Genomic DNA, 23,402 nt, shown 5'->3' with positions numbered 1-23,402 from the left:
CCGACGACGGCGGCTGGCTGGCTCAGCTGCCCACCGCCGTCGTTGGTTGGGGCTCACCTAAAAAGGGAGAAACTGTGGCACTCGACGTGCTTACCGACCTTAATAAGGTCCGCAATATCGGCATCATGGCCCACATCGATGCCGGCAAGACCACCACTACGGAGCGCATCCTGTTCTACACGGGTGTGAGCCACAAGATCGGCGAAACGCACGACGGTGCTTCGACGACGGACTGGATGGAGCAGGAAAAGGAACGCGGCATCACCATCACCTCTGCCGCGGTGACCTGCTTCTGGGACCAGAACCAGATCAACATCATCGACACCCCGGGCCACGTGGACTTCACGGTTGAGGTCGAGCGCTCCCTGCGGGTCCTCGACGGTGCCGTTGCAGTCTTCGACGGCAAGGAAGGCGTCGAGCCGCAGTCCGAGACTGTGTGGCGCCAGGCCGACAAGTACGAAGTGCCGCGTATCTGCTTCGTCAACAAGATGGACAAGCTCGGTGCGGACTTCTACTACACCGTTGACACCATCATCAACCGCCTGGGTGCCAAGCCGCTGGTCATGCAGCTGCCGATCGGCTCCGAGAGCGAGTTCGTCGGTGTTGTGGACCTGCTGACCATGAAGGCACTGACCTGGCCCGGCGATGCCAAGGGTGACGTCACCATGGGTGCTGCCTACGAGACCGGCCCGATTCCGGCGGAGCTGCAGGCCAAGGCCGAGGAATACCGCGCCAAGCTGGTCGAGGATGTTGCAGAATCTTCCGACGAGCTGATGAACAAGTTCCTCGAAGGCGAAGAGCCTTCCATCGAGGAGCTCAAGGCCGGTATCCGCAAGATGGTTGTCAACTCGGAGATCTACCCGGTCTTCTGTGGCTCCGCGTTCAAGAACCGCGGTGTGCAGCCGATGCTGGACGCCGTCATCGATTACCTGCCTTCCCCGCTGGACGTTGCGTCGATGATCGGCCACGACCCGCAGAACGAAGAAAAGGAACTGACGCGCAAGCCGAGCGAGGACGAGCCGTTCTCCGCGCTTGCGTTCAAGATTGCCGCGCACCCGTTCTTCGGTCAGCTGAACTTCATCCGCGTCTACTCCGGTAAGGCCGTGGCGGGTCAGCAGCTGCTGAACTCCACCAAGGGCAAGAAGGAGCGCCTGGGCAAGCTGTTCCAGATGCACGCCAACAAGGAAATGCCGGTCGACGAGCTGCATGCCGGCCACATCTACGCCGTCATCGGCCTCAAGGACACCACCACAGGCGACACCCTGTGTGCACCCGATGCCCCGATCGTCCTCGAATCGATGTCCTTCCCGGAGCCGGTGATCTTCGTGGCCATCGAGCCGAAGACCAAGGGCGACCAGGAGAAGCTGTCCACAGCCATCCAGAAGCTCTCCGCTGAGGACCCGACGTTCACCGTCAGCCTCAACGAAGACACCGGCCAGACCGAAATCGGCGGCATGGGCGAGCTCCACCTGGACATCCTGGTGGACCGCATGCGCCGCGAGTTCAAGGTCGAGGCCAACGTTGGTAAGCCGCAGGTGGCGTACCGGGAAACGATCAAGAAGGCTGTCGACAAGGTCGACTACACCCACAAGAAGCAGACGGGTGGATCCGGCCAGTTCGCAAAGGTCCAGGTGGCCTTCGAGCCGCTGGACACTTCCGAAGGCGTCTTCTACGAATTCGAGAACAAGGTCACTGGTGGCCGTATCCCCCGCGAGTACATTCCCTCGGTGGACCAAGGTATCCAGAGTGCCCTGCAGCTCGGTGTGCTGGCTGGCTACCCGCTGGTCGGCGTGAAGGCCACTCTGCTTGACGGCGCCTACCACGACGTCGACTCTTCGGAAATGGCGTTCAAGATCGCCGGTTCCCAGGTACTGAAGGAAGGCGTCAAGCGCGCCAACCCGGTCCTGCTCGAACCGCTGATGGCCGTTGAAGTACGTACCCCTGAGGAATACATGGGCGACGTCATCGGTGACCTGAATTCCCGCCGTGGCATGATCCAGTCCATGGAAGATGCCTCGGGTGTGAAGGTTGTCCGCGCCAACGTGCCGCTGTCCGAGATGTTCGGCTACATCGGCGACCTGCGTTCCAAGACGCAGGGCCGTGCTGTGTACTCGATGCAGTTCGAGAGCTACTCTGAGGTCCCGAAGGCAGTTGCCGACGAGATCATCCAGAAGACGCGCGGCGAGTAAGTTCCGGTAGTGTCCCGGTTCGCCGGGGCAACACCAAACGCAGTGGGCCGGTCACTCCGGTGGGCGGCCCGCTGCACCGCAGGCCGAGGGTAACGGCAAGTTGCCGGTACCTGAAGAAATCTGTAATTTCACCAAATACAAAAGCCCGAAGTAGACTTGTTCAGGTTTCGGTAACGAAAAGCGTTACCGAAGAGCAATTCTTCTCAAAACGTTCTAGGAGGAACCCGTGGCGAAGGCAAAGTTCGAGCGGACTAAGCCGCACGTCAACATTGGCACCATCGGTCACGTTGACCACGGTAAGACCACGTTGACCGCTGCTATTTCCAAGGTACTTGCTGACAAGTACCCCGATCTCAACGAGCAGCGTGACTTCGCAGCTATCGACTCTGCCCCGGAAGAGCGCCAGCGCGGTATCACCATCAACATCTCGCACATCGAATACCAGACCGAGAAGCGCCACTACGCACACGTAGACGCCCCCGGTCACGCTGACTACATCAAGAACATGATCACTGGTGCAGCTCAGATGGACGGCGCAATCCTCGTGGTTGCCGCTACCGATGGCCCGATGGCTCAGACCCGTGAGCACGTTCTGCTGGCCCGCCAGGTTGGTGTTCCCTACCTGCTGGTCGCGCTGAACAAGTCCGACATGGTTGAAGACGAAGAGCTCCTCGACCTCGTGGAAATGGAAGTTCGCGAACTGCTGAGCTCCCAGGAGTTCGACGGCGACAACGCTCCCGTCGTGCGCGTTTCCGGCCTGAAGGCTCTGGAAGGCGATCCGCAGTGGGTCAAGTCCGTTGAGGACCTGATGGAAGCCGTTGACGAAAACGTTCCGGACCCGATCCGCGACAAGGACAAGCCGTTCCTGATGCCGATCGAGGACGTCTTCACCATCACCGGCCGCGGTACCGTTGTTACCGGCCGCGCCGAGCGTGGTACCCTCGCCATCAACTCCGAGGTCGAGATCGTCGGTATCCGTCCGGTCCAGAAGACCACGGTTACCGGTATCGAGATGTTCCACAAGCAGCTCGACGAGGCATGGGCCGGCGAGAACTGTGGTCTGCTGCTCCGCGGTATCAAGCGCGAAGACGTAGAGCGTGGCCAGGTTGTCGTGAAGCCGGGTTCCATCACCCCGCACACCGACTTCGAAGCCAACGTCTACATCCTGTCCAAGGATGAAGGCGGACGCCACAACCCGTTCTACTCGAACTACCGCCCGCAGTTCTACTTCCGTACCACGGACGTAACCGGCGTTATCACCCTGCCGGAAGGCACGGAAATGGTTATGCCCGGCGACAACACTGAGATGACCGTTGAGCTCATCCAGCCGATCGCTATGGAAGAGGGCCTCGGCTTCGCTATCCGTGAGGGTGGCCGCACCGTTGGATCCGGTCGCGTTACCAAGATCATCAAGTAATTACTTGGTTCTTGGGTAATCGGCCCGGTGCAGCTGCACCGGAATGAGACCAGGAAAACCCCCGCTGTTCACGCAGCGGGGGTTTTCTGTCTTAACTCTCATTGGCCGGCTCTCGCTGCTCCGGGCTGGTCGGGCAGTTCGTGCAGGCTGAACTCCTCTCAGACGGGTTGGTGGAGGCAGAGAACGTTGCCTTCCGGATCGGCAAACCACGCGCAGCGGAGATTGTCGCTGGTTGCGATGTGGTTGACGGTCTTCAGACCCGGCAGGTCGTAGTCTTCGAACCTGATGCCCCGGCTCTCAAGATCCTTCATCTCTGCTTCCAGATCGGCTACTTCGAAACTGACGGCAGTGTTCTGCGACGGAGTGGCATCCGGCCGCCGCAGCAGTTCGAGCGCGGTGGCTCCGTCGGCGGAGAAAATGAAGGTGTCGTCATCCATGAGGCCCTGGGGTTCGAGGCCTAGGGACTTCTCGTAGAAATCGCGTGCGCGGTCCAGATCTTTCACGGGCAGGACCGCGGTCATTTTGGTAGTGCTGAGCACTGCGTCCAACTCCCTTCGTGCAATCGGCGTGCGGACATCTACAGAATAGTCTTCCCTGAGCTCTTCGGACCGGCCCAACAGCGACAAATTTGAGCATGCACCGGACTGCCCGAATCGCCCCTGGTGGCGGACGTGCTGCTGCTTATCCACAGCCATGGAGTGCGGCTGCGGTGCCGCGCCTAACGGCTCATATACTGGGCGGAACAGTCTCAAAAAAAATGAAGAGGTCCGGGGGATATGGAGCTATTCGCGGTCATCGTGCTGGCCGGCGTGGCGTTTATTGCGGGCTGGTTCATCAGCCTTCGTAGTGCCGGTGCCAGAGAAGCCCCGGGACATTGGGCGGCCAAGCTGCCTCCGCCGGCCCAGGTGTATGAGGAGGGCTACCGTCAGGGATTCCTAGATGCACAGGCAGCAATGGAGCCTGCCGGCGTCCAGGCGGCATCCGCTGGCGGGGCTCCGGCGCCACCGGTTCCCACGCAACCGGAACCTTCGCCGCAGACTACGACGGCGCAGCCCAGTCCCGCTTTTAGCCCGCCTTCGCAGGACATGCCGCAGGTGCCTCTGGCAGGGCAACAGCGCGGCGTTCATCGGGGACAACCTCTGTCTGGATATGGTCTTATGCCAGGGCAACTCCCCGTGCCGAATACTTCGGGGCCGGATATCGGCACGCCTGAATGGGCGGAGCAGACTCCCGTCCTGGATCCTGCAGTGGCCGCGCTTCACCGCGAAGAGGAGGAACGAAAACGGGTGCGGGCTAAGCAGCGGCGGGACCTGCGCAATATCAACATCACCCTCTACTCGGCGAGCCTGCTGCTCGTGGCGGCGGCGGCGCTGTTCATCGGCTCCGCAGTGCCTGCCGGTGCCCGGGCGGTAACGATATTTGCCGTGACCCTGCTGTTTTACACTGCCGGCTTGGGCGTTTATTCGCGAGCACCACGGCTGCGCCCGGCCGGCATGGCCTTCACCGGTACCGGACTGGCGCTGCTGCCCGTAGCAGGCCTGACGCTGTACAACTTCGTCCTCGCCGACGCCGCCAGCAGCTGGCTGATTACGGCACTTGTGGGCACGGCGGCCTACGCCTACGCCGCCGTGCGGATGCAAAGCCGGGTTGTGGCGTACCTGAGCTTGCCATTCTTTATCTCCATCGCTTGGTCAGCCGTGGCCGTGCTGGGCGGTGCACTGGTCTGGTATTTCACCTTTTCCATTGCCCTGGCGGTTGGGTTCAGCCTCGTCTCCTATTTCCGCCCACGGTGGATGCCCGGGGTGTATGCCGCGGCCCTGGTAGAGGTGCACCGTTACCTCACACCCCTGGCCGTGCTGGCCGCGTTCTTCGTAGGGGACCAGTTGCAGGCGGGAGACTACGCGCTGCTGCTCGCCATGGCTACGGGGTATTACGGGACCATGCTGTTCACAGGCGGCGGGCAGGACAAACTGGCCAACACCTACGGGCTCCGCATCGCGGTGACTTTGGCTGCCATGTATCTAGTTGTGGCCGCCGGCGGCAGCTGGCCCTGGGCGTTGTTCACAGTGGCCACAGCGCTGGCCCTTCAGGCTGCGGCGATGGCGGTTTTCGGCCCGGTCTGGCTTCGGTTCCTCAAGGACCAACCGTGGGTGCGGCACCGGACATCGGACGGTTCCGGTTCGGCCGAATCGATCTTCCGTATTGATCTGGGAACGGTCTTCGTCCTCCAGATACTGCTGACCTTGCTCCAGATCCTTGATGGCATCGGCGCGGCAGGCAGGCCAGGGCCGGAGCCGGTGCTCATGCTGCTGGTCCTTGCCGCTTCCGTTTTCACGATCGCGTGGAAAATCCGTGGCTGGACAGAGCCGTTGATAGTGCTGCCTGTCCTTTCAGCCGTGGTCCTGCTGGAGTGGCATAACCCGTGGCGGCAGGAACTGCTACTGGGTCTGGCCCTGGCCTATCTCTTGGCCCGCATCCGGGTGTCGGCCGGCCAGGAGCGGCTTTGGGCAGTGTCTGCGGCACGTGGCGCGGCCACGCTGCTATTGCCGATCACGGCCCTGACCCATCTGCCCCAGCTGGGCATGGAGCAGGACCTAACAGGACGAGCGGCCCTGCTCGTCCTGTCGCTGGGCTTCGTGATGAACCAGGTCGCCAGCACCGTGCTGCTGGACCGCGGCGTCGGCAGTGCTGCACCCCGGCTGACCGTGCTCGTCTCCGCGGCACTGGGCTTCGGGTCCACATGCGGGCTCATAGCTGCGGAACTCTCCTCAGACCCGGGCCTTCAAGACAGCGGCGTCCAGTTGGGGTACGTGGCATTCTGGGCCTGGACTGCCGCCGGTGTGGCGTCTTCCTTTATGCTGACGCCGCGGGTCCGGCACGATCCCGCCAAGTCCGAAAGACGGGCAGAGACCACGCTTGATGCTCCGGTCGGACTGATGGAACCGCTGGCCCCCGTGGTCCTGGCCGCAGGGGCGTTACTTGGAACATCATTCCTCGGCATCCGGGGATACGAGATCCTGGTCGGCGTTGCCTTGGTTTATGCTGCGGCCATGGCCGCGGTCTTGCGCAACCGTGGGCGTAAGGGCGTGTATCTGCTCGCGGCCCAGTTGTCGCTGACCGGACTGGTGGCACTGATCGGGCAGGATCTGGACGCTAGCATCCATGTGATCTTCGTCCTCGTCGCCTGCACAACTGCACTCCAGGAAACCGCGCGGCTGCTCGTCCGGCGGTGGCTGGGGGAGTACGGGATGCAAAGAGCTTCTGCGTGGCTGGGGCTTGCGCTGCTCACGGTTCTGCCATGGGTATATGCCGCGGCAGTTGCTGCGCCGCAGCGCGACGTCGTCGTACTGCAGTTGCTCCTGTTGATCGCCGTTGCCGCCGCCCACTTCGGACAGCGGCAGGGCGCCGGATCCAGCGGGTACGTCAGCGTGTACGGTCTGGCTGCGCTCGTTGCCGTGGTCACCGATGCGGCCCCGCTGGCAGACACGGGATGGCTGCCGGCGCTGCTGTCGGCGGACGGCGGCTCGGTGGCAGCACTCCTGTTCGGGACCGTTGCTGCAGTTCTGCGCGTGTTCAGGCCGGGGGAGCGGCTGCGCTATCTACTCCTTGCCGGCACGGCTGTTTTCACCCTGGAGGCATTGGCGTTGTCGCTGGTGGAAGATGCCTGGATGACGCCCGTGGCCTTGCTCGGGGCAGCGGTGCTGTTCTTCATACTTTCGCACCGCGAGGAGCTGCCTTGGCTTTACGCCGGTGGTGCCGTTTCAGTCCTCGGAGCCGCGCTCGCATTGATGCAGCGACTGCAGGAATCGGCATTGCTGGACTTTGCCAGCGGGCCTGCACAATGGCTGGCCGCAGCCTGGCTGGCGGCTGTGCTGCTATACGGCTTCCGGCTCACGCTGCGTGAACGGGAAGATGCGGATCCGGTGCGGGCGGTCATCCTGACCGGTGTGGCTCTTGGTGTGCTCGGCCTGGTTTCATTGCTTGCCATTTTCCCCGGACCCACTGCTATTGCGGCGTCCTTGTCCATCATCGTCGCAGCCGCGCTTGCCGTGATCGAAACTCCGGAGCGGGCGCGCGAGACGGCGGCTGAGGGCGCCTTCTTAGTGTTCGTCCTCGCTGTGCAACGTCTCTATGCGGTTGCCGCGGGCTGGATCGATCCGTTCTGGGCGTTGCAATGGTGGGTGGTTGCCGGCGCTCTGGTGGCTGCCGACGAGTTCGTCCGCGGTCGGGATCAACGCGGCACGGTTGTGCTGGCCGTGGCAGCCGGCGGGCTGTCGCTGTCCGGCTTCGGAACGATCATTCTGAGCGATGCCGGCAAGCAGGTCTGGGCATTGCTGGGCCATGGCGGGCTGCTGGTAGCGGGAGTCATGCTGTCTCGCAAACTGTTCACCGTGTGGGGAGCGGTGGGTATTGCCCTTGCGCTGTTGTGGTTTATGCGCGGCTTTACGTTCCTGCTGCTGGCCGTCGCCGCACTGGCTCTGCTGGCCTTCGCAGTCTGGAAATTGATGCGGCACGCCAAGCAGGACGCGGAGCGGCAGTAGGATCGGACCATGGAGTGGATAGTCTTTTGGATCGTAATCGGCATTGTGGTCGCCGTGGCCGGGGCCGTCGTGTGGGGCCGCAAGTACTTCCGGCATGAAATCGACCGGGCCAAGCGGATCCGTCGCGCCAACCAGGACGGCGAACGTTAAGCGCGTACCGGCTTAAGGCGCAAAGCGCGGGTCGGTGCTGGGCTGGAGGCTGCAGGATGCCGTCGCCGGCACCTCAGCGCCGGAGGCTGCTGGTGTCGGCAGCCCGTAGCGAGGTGATTTCCTGCAACCAGTTGTAGGAGGACTTCGGAATGCGCTGCTGGGTTTCGAAATCCACGTAAACCAGCCCGAAGCGCTGGCTGTAGCCGGCGGCCCACTCGAAGTTGTCCATCAGCGTCCAGACGTAATAGCCCCGCAGGTCGATTGATTCGGCAGGCCCGCCGGGAGCGGTGGCATTCAGGGCCGCCGCCAGATGGTCACCGAGATAGTTAATGCGGTTTACATCCGCAACGTGCGGCTCCATCGTGAGGGCATCCTGGACCACCACATCGGGGAAGCTGGCGCCGCCCTCGGTGATGAAGACCGGCGGCAACCCTGGATACCTGTTCGCCATTTCCGTCAGGGCCACGGCGAGATACTCGGGTGCGATGGGCCAGCCGAAAGCCGTGCGGTCGTACTGCGGCCAACCGGTGATGTGGAAGGGCAGGTCTGGACTGTCCTCAAGCATATGCTCCGGCACTCCCTCCGGAATGGCATGCGGACCGGTGTTGGGTCCCGAACCGGGCGCAATCCTGGTCGGGAAGTAGTAATTGAACCCGTAGAAATCCAGCGGCTGGCTCATGATCGCCAGATCTTCCGGGGAAACATCCGTGAGGTAATGCAGGAACGGTGTCAGGAGCGGATTGAAGTCCGAATAGCGGCCGAGCAGGACGGGGTCGGAGAACATCGCGTTGTGCAGGATGTCGAAGAGTTCCACCATCAGATCGTTGGCAAAGCCGCCGCGGGCGGAGACCACCGGGGAGTACACGTTGGTGATGCCCAGTTCGCCGGGGACGTTGGCACTGCGTAGCGCCTGGATGCTCAGCCCGTGGGCCAGGATCATATGGTGCGCTGCAGGCAAGGCTTCGAACAGGCCCGGATAACCCGGGGCATGGATGCCCAGGGCATAGCCGTTGAGGGCTACAGTGGTGGGTTCATTGATAGTGACCCAGCGGTGGACCCGGTCACCGAAGGCCTCCGCGGCGAGCCCGGCGAAGTCAGCCAGCCGATATGCGGTCTCGCGGTTGAGCCATCCGCCGGCCTGCTCGAGTGGCAGCGGGGTGTCCCAGTGATAGAGCGTGCACATGGGGGAGATGCCGCGCTCGAGCAGCTGGTCGAGGAGCCGGTCATAGAAATCGATGCCTGCCTGGTTGACCTGACCGCGGCCGTCGGGCTGGATACGCGGCCAGGAAAGCGAGAAACGGTACGAGTCGACGCCGAGCGCGTGCAGCAGCTCGACGTCTTCGGGCATCCGGTGATAGTGGTCGCAGGCGATGTCGGCCCGGTCACCGTTAACGATGTGGCCTTCCTGCTGGGAGAAGGCGTCCCAGCCCGAGGGCCCGCGGCCGTCTTCGGCCACGGCACCTTCAATCTGAAAGGCGGCCGTGGCAACTCCCAGCGTGAAGTCGGGCGGGATCAGTGCTGCCAGGCTCTGCGGTGTCATGCCCATGATCAAGTCCTTAGATCAAGCCGCCGGCGGCCGGAAGAGCCGTCGATAATCAGAAGCATCTCACTTCAAGACGGCTGCGTCACGGCAATTTGTGGCGTTCGCAACTAAATGGCTATGGTTGGGAAGGAACACATTGTTGTTCCCGTCGGGCCGGAGTGTATACCCGGCCGGTGCAGATGCCCGGCAACCCGGCGCAGATTGGCGTTTCATGCCGATATCTGCCACACTAGATGAGTTGTTCAAGCGCTTCCTTATGTCGTCGTGCGAAACCGCGTCCCGCCCGGGATAATGCCCGGGGCCAGGGTCAGGTTCCACCTAGGCGGAGAAGCCCAAATATAACCCGCCCCAATCTTGCATGGGTTCGTGCGCAGAATATTCGCGACACGCCCGAGCGCGGGGGTCGGAGCCTCGGCAGGGTGAGGAACCCGGAAATTTCCGGATTCAGTCTGTTGGAGGAGCGCCAGGCATGGATTTGATCCGGCCGGAGGGGCGCAGACCGGAAATTAAAAGAGCAGCACTGAGAAAGAGAGCGGAGACGCCATGGCGGGACAGAAAATCCGCATCCGTCTGAAGTCATATGACCATGAGGTCATTGATGTTTCAGCACGGAAGATCGTTGAGACGGTCACGCGTGCAGGCGCAACGGTAGTCGGCCCCGTGCCGCTGCCCACCGAGAAGAACGTGTACTGCGTTATTCGTTCGCCGCACAAGTACAAGGACAGCCGTGAGCACTTTGAAATGCGTACTCACAAGCGTCTGATCGACATTATTGACCCCACGCCGAAGGCCGTTGACTCGCTCATGCGTCTTGACCTGCCTGCTGACGTGAACATCGAAATCAAGCTGTAGGGGAGTGCGGATAAATATGTCTACCACTACACGCCAGGTAAAGGGACTGCTGGGCACCAAGCTCGGCATGACCCAGGTCTGGGACGAGAACAACCGCCTTGTGCCGGTAACTGTCGTCCAGGCTGACTCCAACGTCATCACTCAGCTGCGCAATGCAGATGTTGATGGTTACACCGCCGTTCAGATCGGCTTCGGCCAGATCGACCCCCGCAAGGTGTCCAAGCCGCTGGCTGGCCACTTTGACAAGGCCGGTGTCACCCCCCGCCGCCACGTAGTTGAACTGCGCACCTCAGATGCAGACACCTACGAGCTGGGCCAGGAGCTCTCCGTGGAGACCTTCGAAGCCGGCCAGAAGGTCGACGTCGTCGGAACCTCCAAGGGTAAGGGCTTCGCCGGTGTCATGAAGCGTCACGGCTTCCATGGTGTTGGTGCCTCCCACGGTGCCCACAAGAACCACCGTAAGCCCGGTTCCATCGGTGGCGCGTCCACCCCGGGCCGTGTCTTCAAGGGCCTGCGGATGGCCGGCCGTATGGGCGCCGTCCGCCACACCACACTGAACCTGACCGTTCACGCTGTGGACACTGAGAAGTCGCTGCTCTTGATCAAGGGTGCCGTTCCCGGTGCCCGCGGCTCGGTCGTTCTCGTCCGTTCCGCTGTGAAGGGAGCCTAGTTCAATGGCTAACACTGTAAATGTCGATCTGCCTGCAGAGATCTTCGACGTACAGACCAACGTGCCGCTGCTGCACCAGGTTGTCGTCGCGCAGCTCGCTGCCGCCCGCCAGGGCACGCATAAGACCAAGACCCGCGCCGAGGTTTCGGGTGCAGGCCGCAAGCCGTTCAAGCAGAAGGGCACCGGCCGCGCCCGTCAGGGTTCCATCCGTGCACCTCACATGACCGGCGGTGGCGTTGTCCACGGTCCGACCCCGCGCGATTACAGCCAGCGCACCCCCAAGAAGATGAAGGCTGCTGCCCTGCGCGGCGCCCTGTCTGACCGGGCACGCAACGGCCGCATCCACGTTCTCGAGTCTCTGGTTGCCGGCGAGAAGCCGAACACCAAGGGTGCCCTCGAGTCCCTGCGGTCCGTCTCTGACCGTAAGAACCTGCTCGTTGTTATCGAGCGCGCCAACGATGTTGCGGCCCTGAGCCTGCGCAACATCACGGAAGTTCACACGATCTACGTAGATCAGCTGAACACCTACGACGTGCTGGTTTCCGACGACGTGGTCTTCACCAAGGCAGCCTACGAGGCTTTCGTCAACAAGGAGGACGCCAAGTGAGCGCGACCACCGTAAAGGACCCCCGCGACGTCGTCATTGCACCCGTCGTTTCGGAGAAGAGCTACGGCCTGATCGACGAAGGTAAGTACACCTTCCTGGTCGACCCGCGCTCGAACAAGACCGAGATCAAGCTGGCCGTGGAGAAAATCTTCTCCGTCAAGGTCGACTCGATCAACACCATCAACCGTGCCGGGAAGCGCAAGCGCACCCGTTTCGGATGGGGACAGCGCAAGAATACCAAGCGCGCAATTGTCACCCTGAAGGAAGGCACAATCGACATCTTCGGCGGTCCGCTTTCTTAAGCGGAGACCACTTTAACGAGGAAATAAACTATGGGAATCCGTAAACATAAGCCGACTACGCCGGGCCGCCGAGGCTCTAGCGTTGCCGACTTCGCTGAAATCACGCGATCGACGCCGGAAAAGTCGTTGGTTCGTCCCCTGACCAAGTCGGGCGGCCGTAACAACTCCGGTAAGATCACTACCCGCCATAAGGGTGGTGGCCACAAGCGCGCCTACCGTCTGATCGACTTCCGTCGTCACGACAAGGACGGCGTGCCGGCCAAGGTTGCCGAGATCGAATATGATCCGAACCGCACCGCTCGTATCGCACTGCTGCACTACGTTGATGGCACCAAGCGTTACATCCTTGCTCCGGCCAAGCTGAAGCAGGGCGACGTTGTTGAGGCCGGCGCCAGCGCCGACATCAAGCCCGGCAACAACCTGCCGCTGCGCAACATCCCCGTGGGTACTGTTATCCACGCCGTTGAACTGCGTCCCGGCGGCGGTGCCAAGATGGCCCGCTCCGCCGGTGCCTCGGTACAGCTCGTTGCCAAGGAAGGCAAGTACGGCCAGGTCCGTCTGCCCTCCGGCGAAATCCGCAACGTTGACGTGCGCTGCCGCGCATCCATCGGTGAGGTCGGCAACGCCGAGCAGTCCAACATCAACTGGGGCAAGGCCGGCCGTATGCGCTGGAAGGGCGTTCGCCCGACCGTCCGCGGTGTGGCCATGAACCCGGTCGACCACCCGCACGGTGGTGGTGAAGGTAAGACCTCCGGTGGACGCCACCCGGTCAACCCGAACGGTAAGCCTGAGGGCCGCACCCGCCGTCCCAACAAGGAAAGCGACAAGCTCATTGTGCGTCGCCGTCGTACTGGCAAGAACAAGCGATAGGAGCCTGGAGACATGCCACGCAGCCTGAAGAAAGGCCCCTTCGTCGATCAGCACCTCTTTGTCAAGGTAGCTGCAGAGAACGAAAAGGGCACCAAGAACGTCATTAAGACGTGGTCCCGCCGTTCGATGATCGTCCCCGACATGCTCGGGCACACGATCGCCGTACACGACGGACGCAAGCACATTCCGGTGTTTGTCACCGAGTCGATGGTCGGGCACAAGCTCGGCGAATTCGCCCCGACGCGGACCTTCCGCGGCCATGTGAAGGACGACCGTAAGGGCAAGCGCCGCTAGGCGCTCGCTCGTACGGCAGAAGACGAGAGAAGGAAAGCAATGGAAGCCAAGGCTATTGCGCGCCATATTCGCGTGACGCCTATGAAGGCCCGGCGCGTCGTCAACCTTGTTCGTGGCAAGCAGGCGAATGAGGCTCTGGCAATTCTGAAGTTTGCCCCGCAGGCAGCTTCGGAGCCGGTCAGCAAGGTACTCGCATCGGCAGTCGCCAACGCCCGCGTTCTCGCGGACCGTGACGGCGTCGCCTTTGACGAGAGCGACCTGTACATCAGCGAAGCATTTGTCGATGAAGGCCCGACCATGAAGCGGTTTCAGCCGCGTGCCCAGGGCCGCGCCTACCGCATCAACAAGCGGACCAGCCACATCACACTTGTTGTCGCTACCCCGGAGAAAGAGGAGGACCAGTAAGTGGGACAGAAAGTAAACCCGCACGGATTCCGACTCGGTATCACCACCGACCACGTTTCCCACTGGTTCGCTGACAGCAACAAGGCCGGCCAGCGTTACAAGGACTTCGTTCGCGAAGACGTCAAGATCCGCCAGCTTATGTCCACGGGCATGGAGCGGGCAGGTATTGCCAAGGTTGAGATCGAGCGCACCCGTGACCGTGTCCGCGTGGACATCCACACCGCACGCCCCGGTATTGTTATCGGCCGCCGCGGTGCAGAAGCTGACCGCATCCGCGGCGAGCTCGAAAAGCTGACCGGCAAGCAGGTTCAGCTGAACATCCTTGAGGTCAAGAACCCCGAGATCGAAGCACAGCTCGTTGCCCAGGGCATCGCCGAGCAGCTGACTTCCCGCGTGGCTTTCCGCCGCGCGATGAAGAAGGCCATGCAGTCCGCACAGCGGGCCGGCGCCAAGGGTATCCGCGTTCAGTGCTCCGGCCGCCTGGGTGGCGCCGAAATGAGCCGTTCGGAGTTCTACCGCGAAGGCCGTGTGCCCCTGCACACCCTCCGCGCGAACATCGACTACGGCTTCTTCGAAGCCAAGACCACCTTCGGCCGCATCGGTGTGAAGGTCTGGATCTACAAGGGCGACGTTACTGCCAAGGAACTGGCTGCGCAGCAGGCTGCAGCTCCGTCCCGTGGCCGTGGCGGAGACCGTCCGGGCCGCGGCCCGGCCGACCGCGGTGGCGAACGCCGTCGTCGTAATGACCGTCCTGCACAGGCTTCGGCCGACGCAGCTCCCAAGGCCGAGGCTCCGGCTGCTGAAGCAGCTGCCGCTCCGGCTGCCGAAGGAGGACAGGCTTAAATGCTTATCCCACGTCGAGTCAAGCACCGTAAGCAGCACCACCCGGGTCGTTCCGGCGCTGCAACGGGCGGCACCCAGGTCAGCTTCGGCGAGTGGGGTATCCAGGCGCTCACGCCTGCATACGTCACCAACCGGCAGATCGAAGCAGCCCGTATCGCTATGACCCGCCACATCAAGCGTGGCGGTAAGGTCTGGATCAACATTTATCCGGACCGCCCCCTGACGAAGAAGCCGGCCGAAACCCGTATGGGTTCCGGTAAGGGTTCGCCGGAGTGGTGGGTTGCCAACGTCAAGCCGGGGCGGGTTCTGTTCGAACTCTCCGGTGTCAGTGAAGAGGTAGCTCGCGAGGCACTGCGCCTGGCGATCCACAAGCTCCCGTTGAAGGCACGCATTGTGCGTCGCGAAGGTGGTGAATAGAAATGGCAATTGGTTCAAAAGAATTGGCAACTGACCAGCTCGAGACTTTCGATAAGGACCGTCTCGTAGAAGAGCTGCGCAAGGCCAAGGAGGAACTGTTCAACCTCCGTTTCCAGTCCGCCACCGGTCAGCTGGAGAACCACGGCCGCCTCAAGGCAGTCAAGCGCGACATCGCCCGCATCTACACGGTGCTGCGTGAGCGCGAGCTGGGCATCCGCCCCGAGGTCGTAGCTCCCGTTGAGGAAGCTAAGACCGAGAAGAAGGCAAAGAAGTCCAAGAAGGCTGAGTCTGCAGAAGAAGCAGAGACTCCGGCCGCCGAGGATGATGCCAAATGAGTGAGAAGGAAGCATCTGTGACTGAAGCAGCACAGGCTCGTGGCAACCGGAAGACCGCCCGCGGCTACGTTGTCTCGGACAAGATGGATAAGACCATCGTCGTCGAGATCGAAGACCGCAAGAAGCACGCCCTTTACGGGAAGGTTCTTCGTCGGAATTCCAAGATCAAGGCCCATGATGAGCAGAACACCGCCGGCATCGGCGACCTGGTCGTCGTCGCCGAGACTCGCCCGCTGTCCGCTACCAAGCGGTGGCGTCTGGTCGAGATCGTCGAAAAGGCCAAGTAGACCCTAGGGTTTACGGTTGGGCCCGTCCGTTTCGACGGGCGGGCCCAACCCCTTAGATTTCCCGCCCCATAGCTGGTTTCCGGCAGTTGCCGCAAACCAGTCGGGACCGGGTTTGAAGGGGAGCGATCCTCTTGAAAAATACGAGCCCCTGGCCGCTTAGTTCTCGGGAAAATCCGGTGAATTTCGCGTCTGGGGTGTCTTAGTAATAAACTAGTAATCTTGCCTGTGCCGTTTGGAAAGACTATCCACCTTTCCGTATGGACAGAATAGGCAAATTCCCACTTCCGCCTTCGGTCCACGCTTGCGCGCGGGCAGGGGGAGCTCGGGGTGGGGGTATCCCATATCCGTTCCGCAAGGCTCACATGATGAGAACCAGCGCGACGACAGGAGTAATAAGTGATTCAGCAGGAGTCGCGGCTTAAGGTCGCCGACAACACGGGTGCCAAGGAAATCTTGACCATCCGCGTTCTCGGTGGATCCGGACGTCGCTACGCAGGCATTGGCGACGTCATCGTTGCCACCGTTAAGGATGCAATTCCCGGCGGCAACGTCAAGAAGGGTGACATCGTCAAAGCTGTCATCGTTCGTACCAAGAAGGAACGCCGCCGTGTGGACGGTTCCTACATCAAGTTCGATGAAAACGCTGCAGTGATCCTGAAGAATGACGGTGACCCCCGCGGTACCCGTATCTTCGGCCCGGTTGGCCGTGAGCTTCGCGATAAGAAGTTCATGAAGATCATCTCGCTTGCTCCGGAGGTGCTGTAGTTCATGGCTGCAAAGTTCAAGATCAAGAAGGGTGACCTGGTTCAGGTCATCACCGGTGCCAAGCAGGAACGCGGCGGCGACCGCGGCAAGCAGGGCAAGGTCCTCAAGGTTTTCCCGGAGACCAACCGCGTATTGGTTGAAGGCGTCAACACCGTCACCAAGCACACCAAGGTCGGTCAGTCGCAGCGCGGCACGAAGACCGGTGGCATCGAGACCGTAGAGGCCCCGCTGCACATCTCCAACGTTGCCGTTGTTGACCCCGAGACCAAAAAGCCGACCCGTGTTGGCTACCGCACCGAGACCGTCGAGCGTGATGGCCGTGAGCGCACTGTGCGTATCCGCGTTGCCAAGAGCTCCGGGAAGGATCTCTAATGACTGAGACCGTCACCAAGATCGTCCCCCGTCTGAAGACCCGTTACGCAGAAGAGATCAAGCAGACTCTGCGCGACGAGTTCAATTACGTCAACGTCAACCAGGTTCCCCGCCTTGTCAAGGTTGTTGTGAACATGGGTGTTGGAGATGCCGCCAAGGACTCCAAGCTCATCGACGGTGCTGTACGCGATCTGACCCAGATCACCGGTCAGAAGCCCCAGGTCACCAAGGCCCGCAAGTCCATCGCACAGTTCAAGCTGCGCGAAGGCATGCCGATCGGCGCGCACGCAACACTGCGTGGCGACCGCATGTGGGAATTCGTTGACCGTCTGGTCAGCCTGGCTCTGCCCCGTATCCGCGACTTCCGCGGCCTCAACGGCAAGCAGTTCGATGGCAATGGTAACTACACCTTCGGTCTGACCGAACAGGCGATGTTCCACGAGATCGATCAGGACAAGATCGATCGCGTCCGCGGTATGGATATCACTGTAGTGACTACCGCAAAGACCGACGACGAGGGTCGTGCGCTGCTCAAGGCGCTTGGCTTCCCGTTCAAGACCGAAGATTAATTCAACTACGTAAAAGGTCCCGTTCCGCTGGTTGAGCCTGCCGGAACAAGGAAACCGTTACGAGGAAGGGCAAGAGCCCACAATGACTATGACAGATCCTGTCGCAGACATGCTGACTCGTCTGCGCAATGCAAACTCGGCTTACCACGAATCCGTGTCCATGCCGTACAGCAAACTCAAGGCACGCGTTGCCGACATCCTGAAGGAGCAAGGCTACATCGCCGGCTGGAAGGAAGAGGAAGCTGAGGTTGGCAAGAAGCTGACCATCGAACTGAAGTTCGGCCCGAGCCGCGAGCGTTCTATCGCCGGTATCCGCCGCATTTCCAAGCCCGGTCTCCGTGTTTACGCGAAGTCCACCAACCTGCCGCACGTGCTGGGTGGCCTGGGTATCGCAATCCTGTCCACCTCTTCCGGGCTGATGACTGATCGTCAGGCCGGCAAGAAGGGCGTGGGCGGCGAAGTCCTCGCTTACGTCTGGTAACGGAAAGGAAGAGATAAAATGTCACGTATTGGACGTCTCCCCATCACCGTTCCCGCCGGCGTAGAGGTTAAGGTCGACGGCAACGTTGTCTCCGTCAAGGGCACCAAGGGAGAACTGACCCACGCGGTTGCTTCCCCGATTCAGGTGGCCCTGGACGAGAGCACGCTGACCGTGTCCCGCCCGAACGACGAGCGCGAATCCCGGTCCCTCCACGGCCTGACCCGCACCCTGATCAACAACATGATCATCGGTGTGACCGAAGGCTACAAGAAGAACCTCGAGATCGTTGGAACCGGTTACCGCGTTCAGGCCAAGGGCTCGGACCTCGAGTTCGCCCTGGGCTACAGCCACCCGGTTGCCATCAAGGCCCCCGACGGCATCACCTTTGCAGTAGAGGGTCCGACCAAACTCTCTGTATCGGGAATCAACAAGCAGCAGGTCGGCGAGGTTGCTGCCAACATCCGCAAGCTGCGGAAGCCGGACCCCTACAAGGGCAAGGGCATCCGTTACGTAGGCGAGCAGATCCGCCGCAAGGTCGGAAAGGCTGGTAAGTAACCATGGCTCTCGGAATTAAGGGTAAGAGCAAGTCCGCTGCACGCGGCCGCCGCCACCTGCGCGTCCGTAAGCGCATCACCGGCAGCGCGGTCCGTCCGCGTCTGGTAGTCAACCGCTCCGCACGCCACGTATTCGTCCAGGTTGTCGATGACAGCAAGGGCATCACCGTGGCTTCGGCTTCCACCATGGAAGCCGATCTGCGCGGATTCGAAGGTGACAAGACCGCTAAGTCCAAGCGCGTTGGCGAGCTCGTAGCCGAGCGCGCCAAGGCTGCCGGCATCGAGGCCGTTGTCTTCGACCGTGGTGGTAACAAGTACCACGGCCGTGTCGCAGCTGTTGCCGAAGGCGCACGTGAAGGTGGGCTGGCACTGTGACCGCAGAGAATAACGAAAAGGATACTCAGGTGACTGAAGCAACTGAGACCACCGCTACCGCGGGTACCGCCGATAAAGCTGCTTCTTCCCAGGATGACCGCCGCGGCGGGCGTCGTGGAGAGCGTGGCGACCGCGGTGGCCGTGGCGAGCGTGGTGGCCGTGGTGGCCGCGACAACGCACGCGACGCCGAGAAGGACAAGTACCTCGAGCGCGTCGTCACCATCAACCGTGTTTCCAAGGTCGTCAAGGGTGGTCGTCGCTTCAGCTTCACCGCTCTGGTAGTTGTCGGCGACGGCAACGGCCTGGTCGGCGTTGGTTACGGCAAGGCGAAGGAAGTTCCCGCAGCTATCGCCAAGGGTGTTGAAGAAGCCAAGAAGTCCTTCTTCCGCGTCCCGATCATCGGCGGCACGGTGCCTCACCGTGTCCAGGGTGAGGCCGCTGCAGGCGTCGTCATGCTCCGTCCGGCCGCTGCCGGTACCGGTGTTATCGCCGGTGGGCCGGTCCGCGCCGTACTCGAGTGCGCCGGTGTCCACGATGTGCTCTCGAAGTCGCTCGGTTCGGCCAACGCGATCAACATTGTGCATGCCACGGTGGACGCACTGCGCCGTCTCGAAGAGCCTCAGGCAGTAGCAGCCCGTCGTGGCCTGCCGCTGGACGAGGTTGTTCCTCCGATCCTGCTCCGCGCAATGCAGCAGCAGAAGGCAGGTGCGTAATGATCCAGACGACTCGTAACAACTTGGTTGCGTCTGATGCACAGTTGGAAATCACCCAGATTAAGTCCGTCATTGGCGGCAAGCAGAATCAGCGCGACACGCTGCGTTCATTGGGCCTGAAGCGTATCGGACAGACTGTTGTCCGTAACGCCGATGCCGTGACCGTGGGCATGCTCAACACTGTTTCTCACCTGGTAAAGGTTGAGGAGGCGAAGTAGAGATGGCAGAAGAGAACAACACTCTGAAGGTCCACCACCTGCGTCCTGCCCCCGGTGCCAAGACCGCCAAGACCCGTGTTGGTCGTGGTGAAGGCTCCAAGGGTAAGACTGCAGGCCGTGGTACCAAGGGTACTAAGGCGCGCTACCAGGTCAAGGCAGGATTTGCGGGCGGCCAGCTGCCCCTGCACATGCGCCTGCCGAAGCTGCGTGGCTTCAAGAACCCGAACAAGGTGGAATTCCAGGTTGTGAACCTGGACAAGCTCAACGAGCTGTTCCCCGAGGGTGGCGAGGTCACCGTGGATAACCTGGTCGAAAAGGGCGCGGTTCGCAAGAACCAGCTCGTCAAGGTTCTGGGCACCGGCGACATCACCGTCAAGGTTGATGTGAAGGCTCACGCCTTCTCCGCCAGTGCTGCTGAGAAGATTGCCGCCGCCGGCGGTTCCGTCACGGAGCTGTAGCCAAACGGCTTCGGTAGTGATCTCTCACAACCAATGACTAAACTCTTGGTGGTCGGTGTATTCCGGCCACCAAGAGTTTCATTGGGTTAAAGGCAGTTTACTTTTTAGTCCGCGAGTTATTCCGGACGCGGCCGAGCAGATAGACTCGGTTCTTGTGCATCGCCGCTCGGCGGCATCAAAGACTTTTCAGGAGGACGCTTGCTCAGCGCAATTGGCCGGGTTTTCCGGACGCCGGACCTGCGGCGCAAGTTGTTGTTCACCCTCGGCATCATCACCATCTACCGCCTGGGTGCCTTCATCCCTGCCCCCGGTGTTGATTACGGAAACGTGCAGCAATGCTTGGCGCTCGGCAACACCAGCGGCGGGCTGTACCAGTTCGTCAACCTCTTCAGCGGTGGCGCCCTGCTGCAGGTGTCCATCTTTGCCTTGGGCATCATGCCGTACATTACGGCGAGCATCATCGTGCAGTTGCTGCGGGTGGTTATTCCCCGCTTCCAGGAGCTGCATCAGGAAGGCGCGCAGGGCCAGTCCAAGCTGACCCAGTACACCCGCTATCTGACCATTGCCCTCGGCCTGCTCAACGGCACCACGCTCGTCTCGCTGGCCCGCTCCGGCGCACTGCTGGGCGACTGCCCGGTGCCGATCATCCCGGACGACAGCTTGATAGTGATCGTGCTGCTCATCCTGACCCTGACGGCCGGTACCGGCCTGATCATGTGGATGGGCGAACTGGTCACCGAAAAGGGCGTCGGCAACGGCATGTCGCTGCTGATCTTCGTTTCTATCGCCGCCGGCTTCCCGAGCTCGCTGGGTGAAATCCTGCGCGCACAGGGCGTCAACATCTTCATCGGTGTGATCATCATCGGCCTGTTCACCGTGGCCGCTGTCATCTTCGTGGAGCAGTCGCAGCGCCGCATCCCGGTCCAGTATGCCAAGCGTATGATCGGCCGCCGCACACTCGGCGGCACTAGCACCTACATCCCGATCAAGGTGAACATGGCCGGTGTTATCCCAGTCATCTTCGCCTCGTCGATGCTCTACCTGCCCTCCCTGGTAGCCCAGTTCAACACCCCGACGGACGGCACCACTCCGCCGCCGGAATGGGTCAACTGGATCAACACCTTCCTGGTCAGCGGCGACCACCCGGTCTACATGGCCGTGTACTTCGGCCTGATCGTTTTCTTCACCTACTTCTATGTGGCCATCACCTTCAATCCCGAAGAGGTGGCGGACAACATGAAGAAGTACGGCGGTTTCATCCCGGGGATCCGGGCCGGCCGCCCCACCGAGGAATACCTCTCCTACGTGCTGTCCCGGATCACCCTTCCGGGCGCGCTTTACCTCGGCGTGATTTCTCTGATTCCGCTGATCGCCCTGGTGCTGATCAACGCGAACCAGAACTTCCCGTTTGGCGGCGTCTCGATCCTCATCATGGTTGGTGTTGGTCTGGAAACCGTGAAACAGATAAATGCCCAGCTACAGCAACTTCACTATGAAGGACTACTGCGATGACAAAGATGCTCATTATCGGCCCGCCCGGATCCGGCAAAGGAACCCAGGCATCACGTATCTCCGAGCGGCTGGGCATCGTCGCCATATCCACCGGTGATATCTTCCGCGCCAACGTCAAGGAAGAGACCCCGCTGGGCCTCGAGGCGAAGAAGTACATCGACAACGGCGACTTCGTTCCGGACAGCGTCACCAACAACATGGTGCGCGACCGCCTTTCCAAGGACGACGTCGAACCGGGTTTCCTCCTCGATGGCTACCCTCGCACCACGGCGCAGGTGGATGAGCTGGACAGCATCCTGGCCGAGAGCGAGGATCAGCTGGACGTTGTCCTGCAGCTGACCGCCGACGACGAGGAACTGGTCAAGCGCCTGCTGGGCCGCGCGCAGCAGGAAGGCCGCGCCGATGACAACGAAACCGTCATCCGGCACCGCCTGGACCTGTACCACGAGCAGACCGAGGCAGTCGTCTCCCGCTACGAGGAACGCGGCATCGTGACCAAGGTGGACGGACTGGGCGCCATCGACGATGTCACCAACCGCATTATGGAAGCGCTCAAGAGCGTCACCGCTTAGCCAACGGAGCTGCCGCTCCAACCTAAGCCCAGGCCCTGATCCATCGAAATCGTTGGACGGGGCCTGCGGCATATCACAGAACAGAAGGAAAACAGAAACCATGGCATTCGGCCAGCCCAGCATCGAGTACAAGACCAAGGACCAGATCCGCAAAATGCGCAAAGCGGGTCTGGTGGTCAGCCGCGCCCTCGACGCTGCCGTGGCCGCCGCCGTCGTTGGTGCCACCACCAGCGACGTGGACGCTGCCTTCGAAGCCGTGCTCAACGAGGCGGGCGCGAAGAGTAACTTCAAGGGCTACCACGGCTTCCCTGCCACCGTCTGCGTTTCCGTGAACGAGGAAGTGGTGCATGGCATCCCCGGCACGAAGGTGCTCCAGGACGGGGACATCCTCTCCATCGACGGCGGCTGCAGCATCGACGGCTGGCACGGCGACTCCGCGCGGGGAGTCATTGTGGGTACGGCCGATCCCGAAGACCAGCGGCTCTCCGACGTGACCGAGGAAGCCATGTGGCGGGGGATCGCTGCGCTGGCGAACGGCTCGCGCGTCGGCGACATCGGCAACGCCATCGATGACTACGTCAGCAGCGTTGAGGGCAAGCCGCTGGGCATCCTCGAGGACTACGTGGGCCACGGTATCGGTACTGCCATGCACCAGGCGCCGGACGTGCTGAACTACCGCACCAGCCACCGCGGCCCGAAGATCCGTTCGGGCCTGTGCCTGGCCATCGAACCGATGCTGGTCCGCGGCGACATCGAGACCAAAACCCTGGACGATGACTGGACCGTCGTGACCACCGACGGCTCGCGCTCGTGCCAGTGGGAACACACGGTCGCCGTGCACGACAAGGGCATCTGGGTCCTCACTGCCGAAGACGGCGGCGTAGCCAAGCTGGCGCCGCTGGGCGTCACGCCGGTTCCGCTGGACTGATCGGCCCTCATTTTCAAGCGGACGACGGCGGCTCTTGGCTTAACCTTTGAGCGTCACCTTCCGCCGGTCTCGCCCGGGATGAAAAAACTTTCATTCCAGGCGAGACCTTTTGCATCCCCGGCACATTTACTAAGTAGATGGCCCGCAAGGGACCTGACTCCGG

29 protein-coding genes are annotated in these 23,402 nt (G+C 61.7%); 27 read left to right on the top strand and 2 right to left on the bottom strand.

What is annotated here, in order from left to right; genetic code table 11:
* The first annotated feature begins 74 nt into the window (after positions 1–74).
* Both fusA and tuf read left to right on the top strand, forming a co-directional pair.
* Positions 75–2,189 carry an elongation factor G gene (gene fusA / locus AC20117_RS01585; protein ID WP_074701281.1) on the top strand — a complete coding sequence of 705 codons (2,115 nt, stop codon included), beginning with the start codon at positions 75–77 and terminating at the stop codon, positions 2,187–2,189.
* A 226-nt stretch (positions 2,190–2,415) separates the two neighbouring features.
* Positions 2,416–3,606: an elongation factor Tu gene (gene tuf, locus AC20117_RS01580; protein WP_074701282.1), complete on the top strand. Its 1,191-nt coding sequence runs from the start codon at positions 2,416–2,418 to the stop codon at positions 3,604–3,606.
* A gap of 158 nt (positions 3,607–3,764) precedes the next feature.
* Here tuf and AC20117_RS01575 read toward each other — a convergent pair whose 3' ends face one another.
* Entirely contained in the window at positions 3,765–4,145 is a 381-nt protein-coding gene (locus AC20117_RS01575) for a VOC family protein (protein WP_074701283.1), read from the bottom strand.
* Positions 4,146–4,781: 636 nt separating this feature from the next.
* Here AC20117_RS01575 and AC20117_RS01570 point away from each other — a divergent pair.
* Complete coding sequence (locus AC20117_RS01570; RefSeq protein ID WP_074701284.1) at positions 4,782–8,147, top strand: hypothetical protein; 3,366 nt, start codon at positions 4,782–4,784, stop codon at positions 8,145–8,147.
* A 9-nt stretch (positions 8,148–8,156) separates the two neighbouring features.
* Positions 8,157–8,297 carry a hypothetical protein gene (locus tag AC20117_RS23505; RefSeq protein WP_170064957.1) on the top strand — a complete coding sequence of 47 codons (141 nt, stop codon included), beginning with the start codon at positions 8,157–8,159 and terminating at the stop codon, positions 8,295–8,297.
* A 73-nt stretch (positions 8,298–8,370) separates the two neighbouring features.
* Here the strand turns inward: AC20117_RS23505 and AC20117_RS01565 are convergent, their stop codons facing one another.
* Positions 8,371–9,843 carry a GH1 family beta-glucosidase gene (locus AC20117_RS01565; RefSeq protein ID WP_170064956.1) on the bottom strand — a complete coding sequence of 491 codons (1,473 nt, stop codon included), beginning with the start codon at positions 9,841–9,843 and terminating at the stop codon, positions 8,371–8,373.
* 540 nt (positions 9,844–10,383) lie between these two features.
* Here AC20117_RS01565 and rpsJ point away from each other — a divergent pair.
* The 23 genes from rpsJ (at position 10,384) to map (ending at position 23,239) form a co-directional block, all read left to right on the top strand.
* Entirely contained in the window at positions 10,384–10,692 is a 309-nt protein-coding gene (rpsJ, locus tag AC20117_RS01560) for a 30S ribosomal protein S10 (protein WP_003803825.1), read from the top strand.
* A 16-nt stretch (positions 10,693–10,708) separates the two neighbouring features.
* Positions 10,709–11,362: a 50S ribosomal protein L3 gene (gene rplC, locus AC20117_RS01555; RefSeq protein WP_074701285.1), complete on the top strand. Its 654-nt coding sequence runs from the start codon at positions 10,709–10,711 to the stop codon at positions 11,360–11,362.
* Positions 11,363–11,366: 4 nt separating this feature from the next.
* Positions 11,367–11,969 carry a 50S ribosomal protein L4 gene (gene rplD, locus AC20117_RS01550; protein WP_074701286.1) on the top strand — a complete coding sequence of 201 codons (603 nt, stop codon included), beginning with the start codon at positions 11,367–11,369 and terminating at the stop codon, positions 11,967–11,969.
* A complete protein-coding gene (rplW, locus tag AC20117_RS01545; protein ID WP_074701287.1) occupies positions 11,966–12,271 on the top strand; it encodes a 50S ribosomal protein L23 in 306 nt (101 codons plus the stop codon). The genes rplD and rplW overlap by 4 nt, the downstream gene beginning before the upstream one ends.
* 30 nt (positions 12,272–12,301) lie before the next feature.
* Positions 12,302–13,141, top strand: a complete 840-nt coding sequence (gene rplB / locus AC20117_RS01540; RefSeq protein WP_074701288.1) for a 50S ribosomal protein L2 — start codon at positions 12,302–12,304, stop codon at positions 13,139–13,141.
* 12 nt (positions 13,142–13,153) lie between these two features.
* Positions 13,154–13,435 carry a 30S ribosomal protein S19 gene (gene rpsS / locus AC20117_RS01535; RefSeq protein WP_074701289.1) on the top strand — a complete coding sequence of 94 codons (282 nt, stop codon included), beginning with the start codon at positions 13,154–13,156 and terminating at the stop codon, positions 13,433–13,435.
* Between the two features lie 39 nt (positions 13,436–13,474).
* Complete coding sequence (gene rplV / locus AC20117_RS01530; RefSeq protein WP_074701290.1) at positions 13,475–13,840, top strand: 50S ribosomal protein L22; 366 nt, start codon at positions 13,475–13,477, stop codon at positions 13,838–13,840.
* Complete coding sequence (gene rpsC, locus AC20117_RS01525; RefSeq protein WP_074701291.1) at positions 13,841–14,683, top strand: 30S ribosomal protein S3; 843 nt, start codon at positions 13,841–13,843, stop codon at positions 14,681–14,683. It abuts the gene before it with no gap.
* A complete protein-coding gene (rplP, locus tag AC20117_RS01520; protein ID WP_074701292.1) occupies positions 14,684–15,100 on the top strand; it encodes a 50S ribosomal protein L16 in 417 nt (138 codons plus the stop codon). It abuts the gene before it with no gap.
* A gap of 2 nt (positions 15,101–15,102) precedes the next feature.
* A complete protein-coding gene (gene rpmC, locus AC20117_RS01515) occupies positions 15,103–15,435 on the top strand; it encodes a 50S ribosomal protein L29 (protein WP_074701293.1) in 333 nt (110 codons plus the stop codon).
* Positions 15,432–15,722 (top strand): 30S ribosomal protein S17, encoded by a 291-nt coding sequence (gene rpsQ / locus AC20117_RS01510; RefSeq protein ID WP_074701294.1) that lies wholly within the window; start codon positions 15,432–15,434, stop codon positions 15,720–15,722. The genes rpmC and rpsQ overlap by 4 nt, the downstream gene beginning before the upstream one ends.
* A 396-nt stretch (positions 15,723–16,118) precedes the next feature.
* Positions 16,119–16,487: a 50S ribosomal protein L14 gene (gene rplN, locus AC20117_RS01505; RefSeq protein WP_074701295.1), complete on the top strand. Its 369-nt coding sequence runs from the start codon at positions 16,119–16,121 to the stop codon at positions 16,485–16,487.
* A 3-nt stretch (positions 16,488–16,490) separates the two neighbouring features.
* Positions 16,491–16,859, top strand: coding sequence for a 50S ribosomal protein L24 (gene rplX / locus AC20117_RS01500; protein WP_074701296.1), 369 nt, complete (start codon positions 16,491–16,493; stop codon positions 16,857–16,859).
* On the top strand, positions 16,859–17,428 hold the full coding sequence (gene rplE / locus AC20117_RS01495) for a 50S ribosomal protein L5 (RefSeq protein WP_074701297.1): 570 nt from the start codon (positions 16,859–16,861) through the stop codon (positions 17,426–17,428). The genes rplX and rplE overlap by 1 nt, the downstream gene beginning before the upstream one ends.
* 82 nt (positions 17,429–17,510) lie before the next feature.
* Positions 17,511–17,909 carry a 30S ribosomal protein S8 gene (rpsH, locus tag AC20117_RS01490; RefSeq protein ID WP_074701298.1) on the top strand — a complete coding sequence of 133 codons (399 nt, stop codon included), beginning with the start codon at positions 17,511–17,513 and terminating at the stop codon, positions 17,907–17,909.
* A gap of 18 nt (positions 17,910–17,927) precedes the next feature.
* Positions 17,928–18,464 carry a 50S ribosomal protein L6 gene (rplF, locus tag AC20117_RS01485; RefSeq protein ID WP_074701299.1) on the top strand — a complete coding sequence of 179 codons (537 nt, stop codon included), beginning with the start codon at positions 17,928–17,930 and terminating at the stop codon, positions 18,462–18,464.
* 2 nt (positions 18,465–18,466) lie between these two features.
* Complete coding sequence (rplR, locus tag AC20117_RS01480; protein ID WP_074701300.1) at positions 18,467–18,838, top strand: 50S ribosomal protein L18; 372 nt, start codon at positions 18,467–18,469, stop codon at positions 18,836–18,838.
* Positions 18,835–19,551: a 30S ribosomal protein S5 gene (rpsE, locus tag AC20117_RS01475; RefSeq protein WP_074701301.1), complete on the top strand. Its 717-nt coding sequence runs from the start codon at positions 18,835–18,837 to the stop codon at positions 19,549–19,551. The genes rplR and rpsE overlap by 4 nt, the downstream gene beginning before the upstream one ends.
* Positions 19,551–19,769, top strand: a complete 219-nt coding sequence (gene rpmD, locus AC20117_RS01470; RefSeq protein ID WP_074701302.1) for a 50S ribosomal protein L30 — start codon at positions 19,551–19,553, stop codon at positions 19,767–19,769. The genes rpsE and rpmD overlap by 1 nt, the downstream gene beginning before the upstream one ends.
* A gap of 2 nt (positions 19,770–19,771) precedes the next feature.
* Complete coding sequence (rplO, locus tag AC20117_RS01465; RefSeq protein ID WP_074701303.1) at positions 19,772–20,227, top strand: 50S ribosomal protein L15; 456 nt, start codon at positions 19,772–19,774, stop codon at positions 20,225–20,227.
* A gap of 198 nt (positions 20,228–20,425) precedes the next feature.
* Positions 20,426–21,739: a preprotein translocase subunit SecY gene (gene secY, locus AC20117_RS01460; protein ID WP_074701304.1), complete on the top strand. Its 1,314-nt coding sequence runs from the start codon at positions 20,426–20,428 to the stop codon at positions 21,737–21,739.
* Positions 21,736–22,311 (top strand): adenylate kinase, encoded by a 576-nt coding sequence (locus tag AC20117_RS01455; protein WP_074701305.1) that lies wholly within the window; start codon positions 21,736–21,738, stop codon positions 22,309–22,311. The genes secY and AC20117_RS01455 overlap by 4 nt, the downstream gene beginning before the upstream one ends.
* 100 nt (positions 22,312–22,411) lie before the next feature.
* Complete coding sequence (gene map, locus AC20117_RS01450) at positions 22,412–23,239, top strand: type I methionyl aminopeptidase (RefSeq protein WP_074701306.1); 828 nt, start codon at positions 22,412–22,414, stop codon at positions 23,237–23,239.
* Positions 23,240–23,402 lie beyond the last annotated feature (163 nt).

The sequence above is a fragment of the Arthrobacter crystallopoietes genome, assembly GCF_002849715.1.
Taxonomy (GTDB): domain Bacteria; phylum Actinomycetota; class Actinomycetes; order Actinomycetales; family Micrococcaceae; genus Crystallibacter; species Crystallibacter crystallopoietes.
Note: the sequence above shows the minus strand (reverse complement) of the source record. Positions and strands in the feature narration are given on the sequence as shown.

Coding starts and splice junctions, on each gene's coding strand:
- rplO (WP_074701303.1), top strand. CDS start 19,772: ATGGCAGAAGAGAACAACACTCTGAAGGTCCACCACCTGCGTCCTGCC.
- rpsH (WP_074701298.1), top strand. CDS start 17,511: ATGACTATGACAGATCCTGTCGCAGACATGCTGACTCGTCTGCGCAAT.
- rplE (WP_074701297.1), top strand. CDS start 16,859: ATGACTGAGACCGTCACCAAGATCGTCCCCCGTCTGAAGACCCGTTAC.
- rplP (WP_074701292.1), top strand. CDS start 14,684: ATGCTTATCCCACGTCGAGTCAAGCACCGTAAGCAGCACCACCCGGGT.
- map (WP_074701306.1), top strand. CDS start 22,412: ATGGCATTCGGCCAGCCCAGCATCGAGTACAAGACCAAGGACCAGATC.
- rplC (WP_074701285.1), top strand. CDS start 10,709: ATGTCTACCACTACACGCCAGGTAAAGGGACTGCTGGGCACCAAGCTC.
- rpmD (WP_074701302.1), top strand. CDS start 19,551: ATGATCCAGACGACTCGTAACAACTTGGTTGCGTCTGATGCACAGTTG.
- rplV (WP_074701290.1), top strand. CDS start 13,475: ATGGAAGCCAAGGCTATTGCGCGCCATATTCGCGTGACGCCTATGAAG.
- AC20117_RS01455 (WP_074701305.1), top strand. CDS start 21,736: ATGACAAAGATGCTCATTATCGGCCCGCCCGGATCCGGCAAAGGAACC.
- rplR (WP_074701300.1), top strand. CDS start 18,467: ATGGCTCTCGGAATTAAGGGTAAGAGCAAGTCCGCTGCACGCGGCCGC.
- rpmC (WP_074701293.1), top strand. CDS start 15,103: ATGGCAATTGGTTCAAAAGAATTGGCAACTGACCAGCTCGAGACTTTC.
- rpsQ (WP_074701294.1), top strand. CDS start 15,432: ATGAGTGAGAAGGAAGCATCTGTGACTGAAGCAGCACAGGCTCGTGGC.
- rplX (WP_074701296.1), top strand. CDS start 16,491: ATGGCTGCAAAGTTCAAGATCAAGAAGGGTGACCTGGTTCAGGTCATC.
- rplB (WP_074701288.1), top strand. CDS start 12,302: ATGGGAATCCGTAAACATAAGCCGACTACGCCGGGCCGCCGAGGCTCT.
- rpsS (WP_074701289.1), top strand. CDS start 13,154: ATGCCACGCAGCCTGAAGAAAGGCCCCTTCGTCGATCAGCACCTCTTT.
- rpsJ (WP_003803825.1), top strand. CDS start 10,384: ATGGCGGGACAGAAAATCCGCATCCGTCTGAAGTCATATGACCATGAG.
- AC20117_RS01565 (WP_170064956.1), bottom strand. CDS start 9,843: ATGGGCATGACACCGCAGAGCCTGGCAGCACTGATCCCGCCCGACTTC.
- AC20117_RS23505 (WP_170064957.1), top strand. CDS start 8,157: ATGGAGTGGATAGTCTTTTGGATCGTAATCGGCATTGTGGTCGCCGTG.
- rplF (WP_074701299.1), top strand. CDS start 17,928: ATGTCACGTATTGGACGTCTCCCCATCACCGTTCCCGCCGGCGTAGAG.
- rplD (WP_074701286.1), top strand. CDS start 11,367: ATGGCTAACACTGTAAATGTCGATCTGCCTGCAGAGATCTTCGACGTA.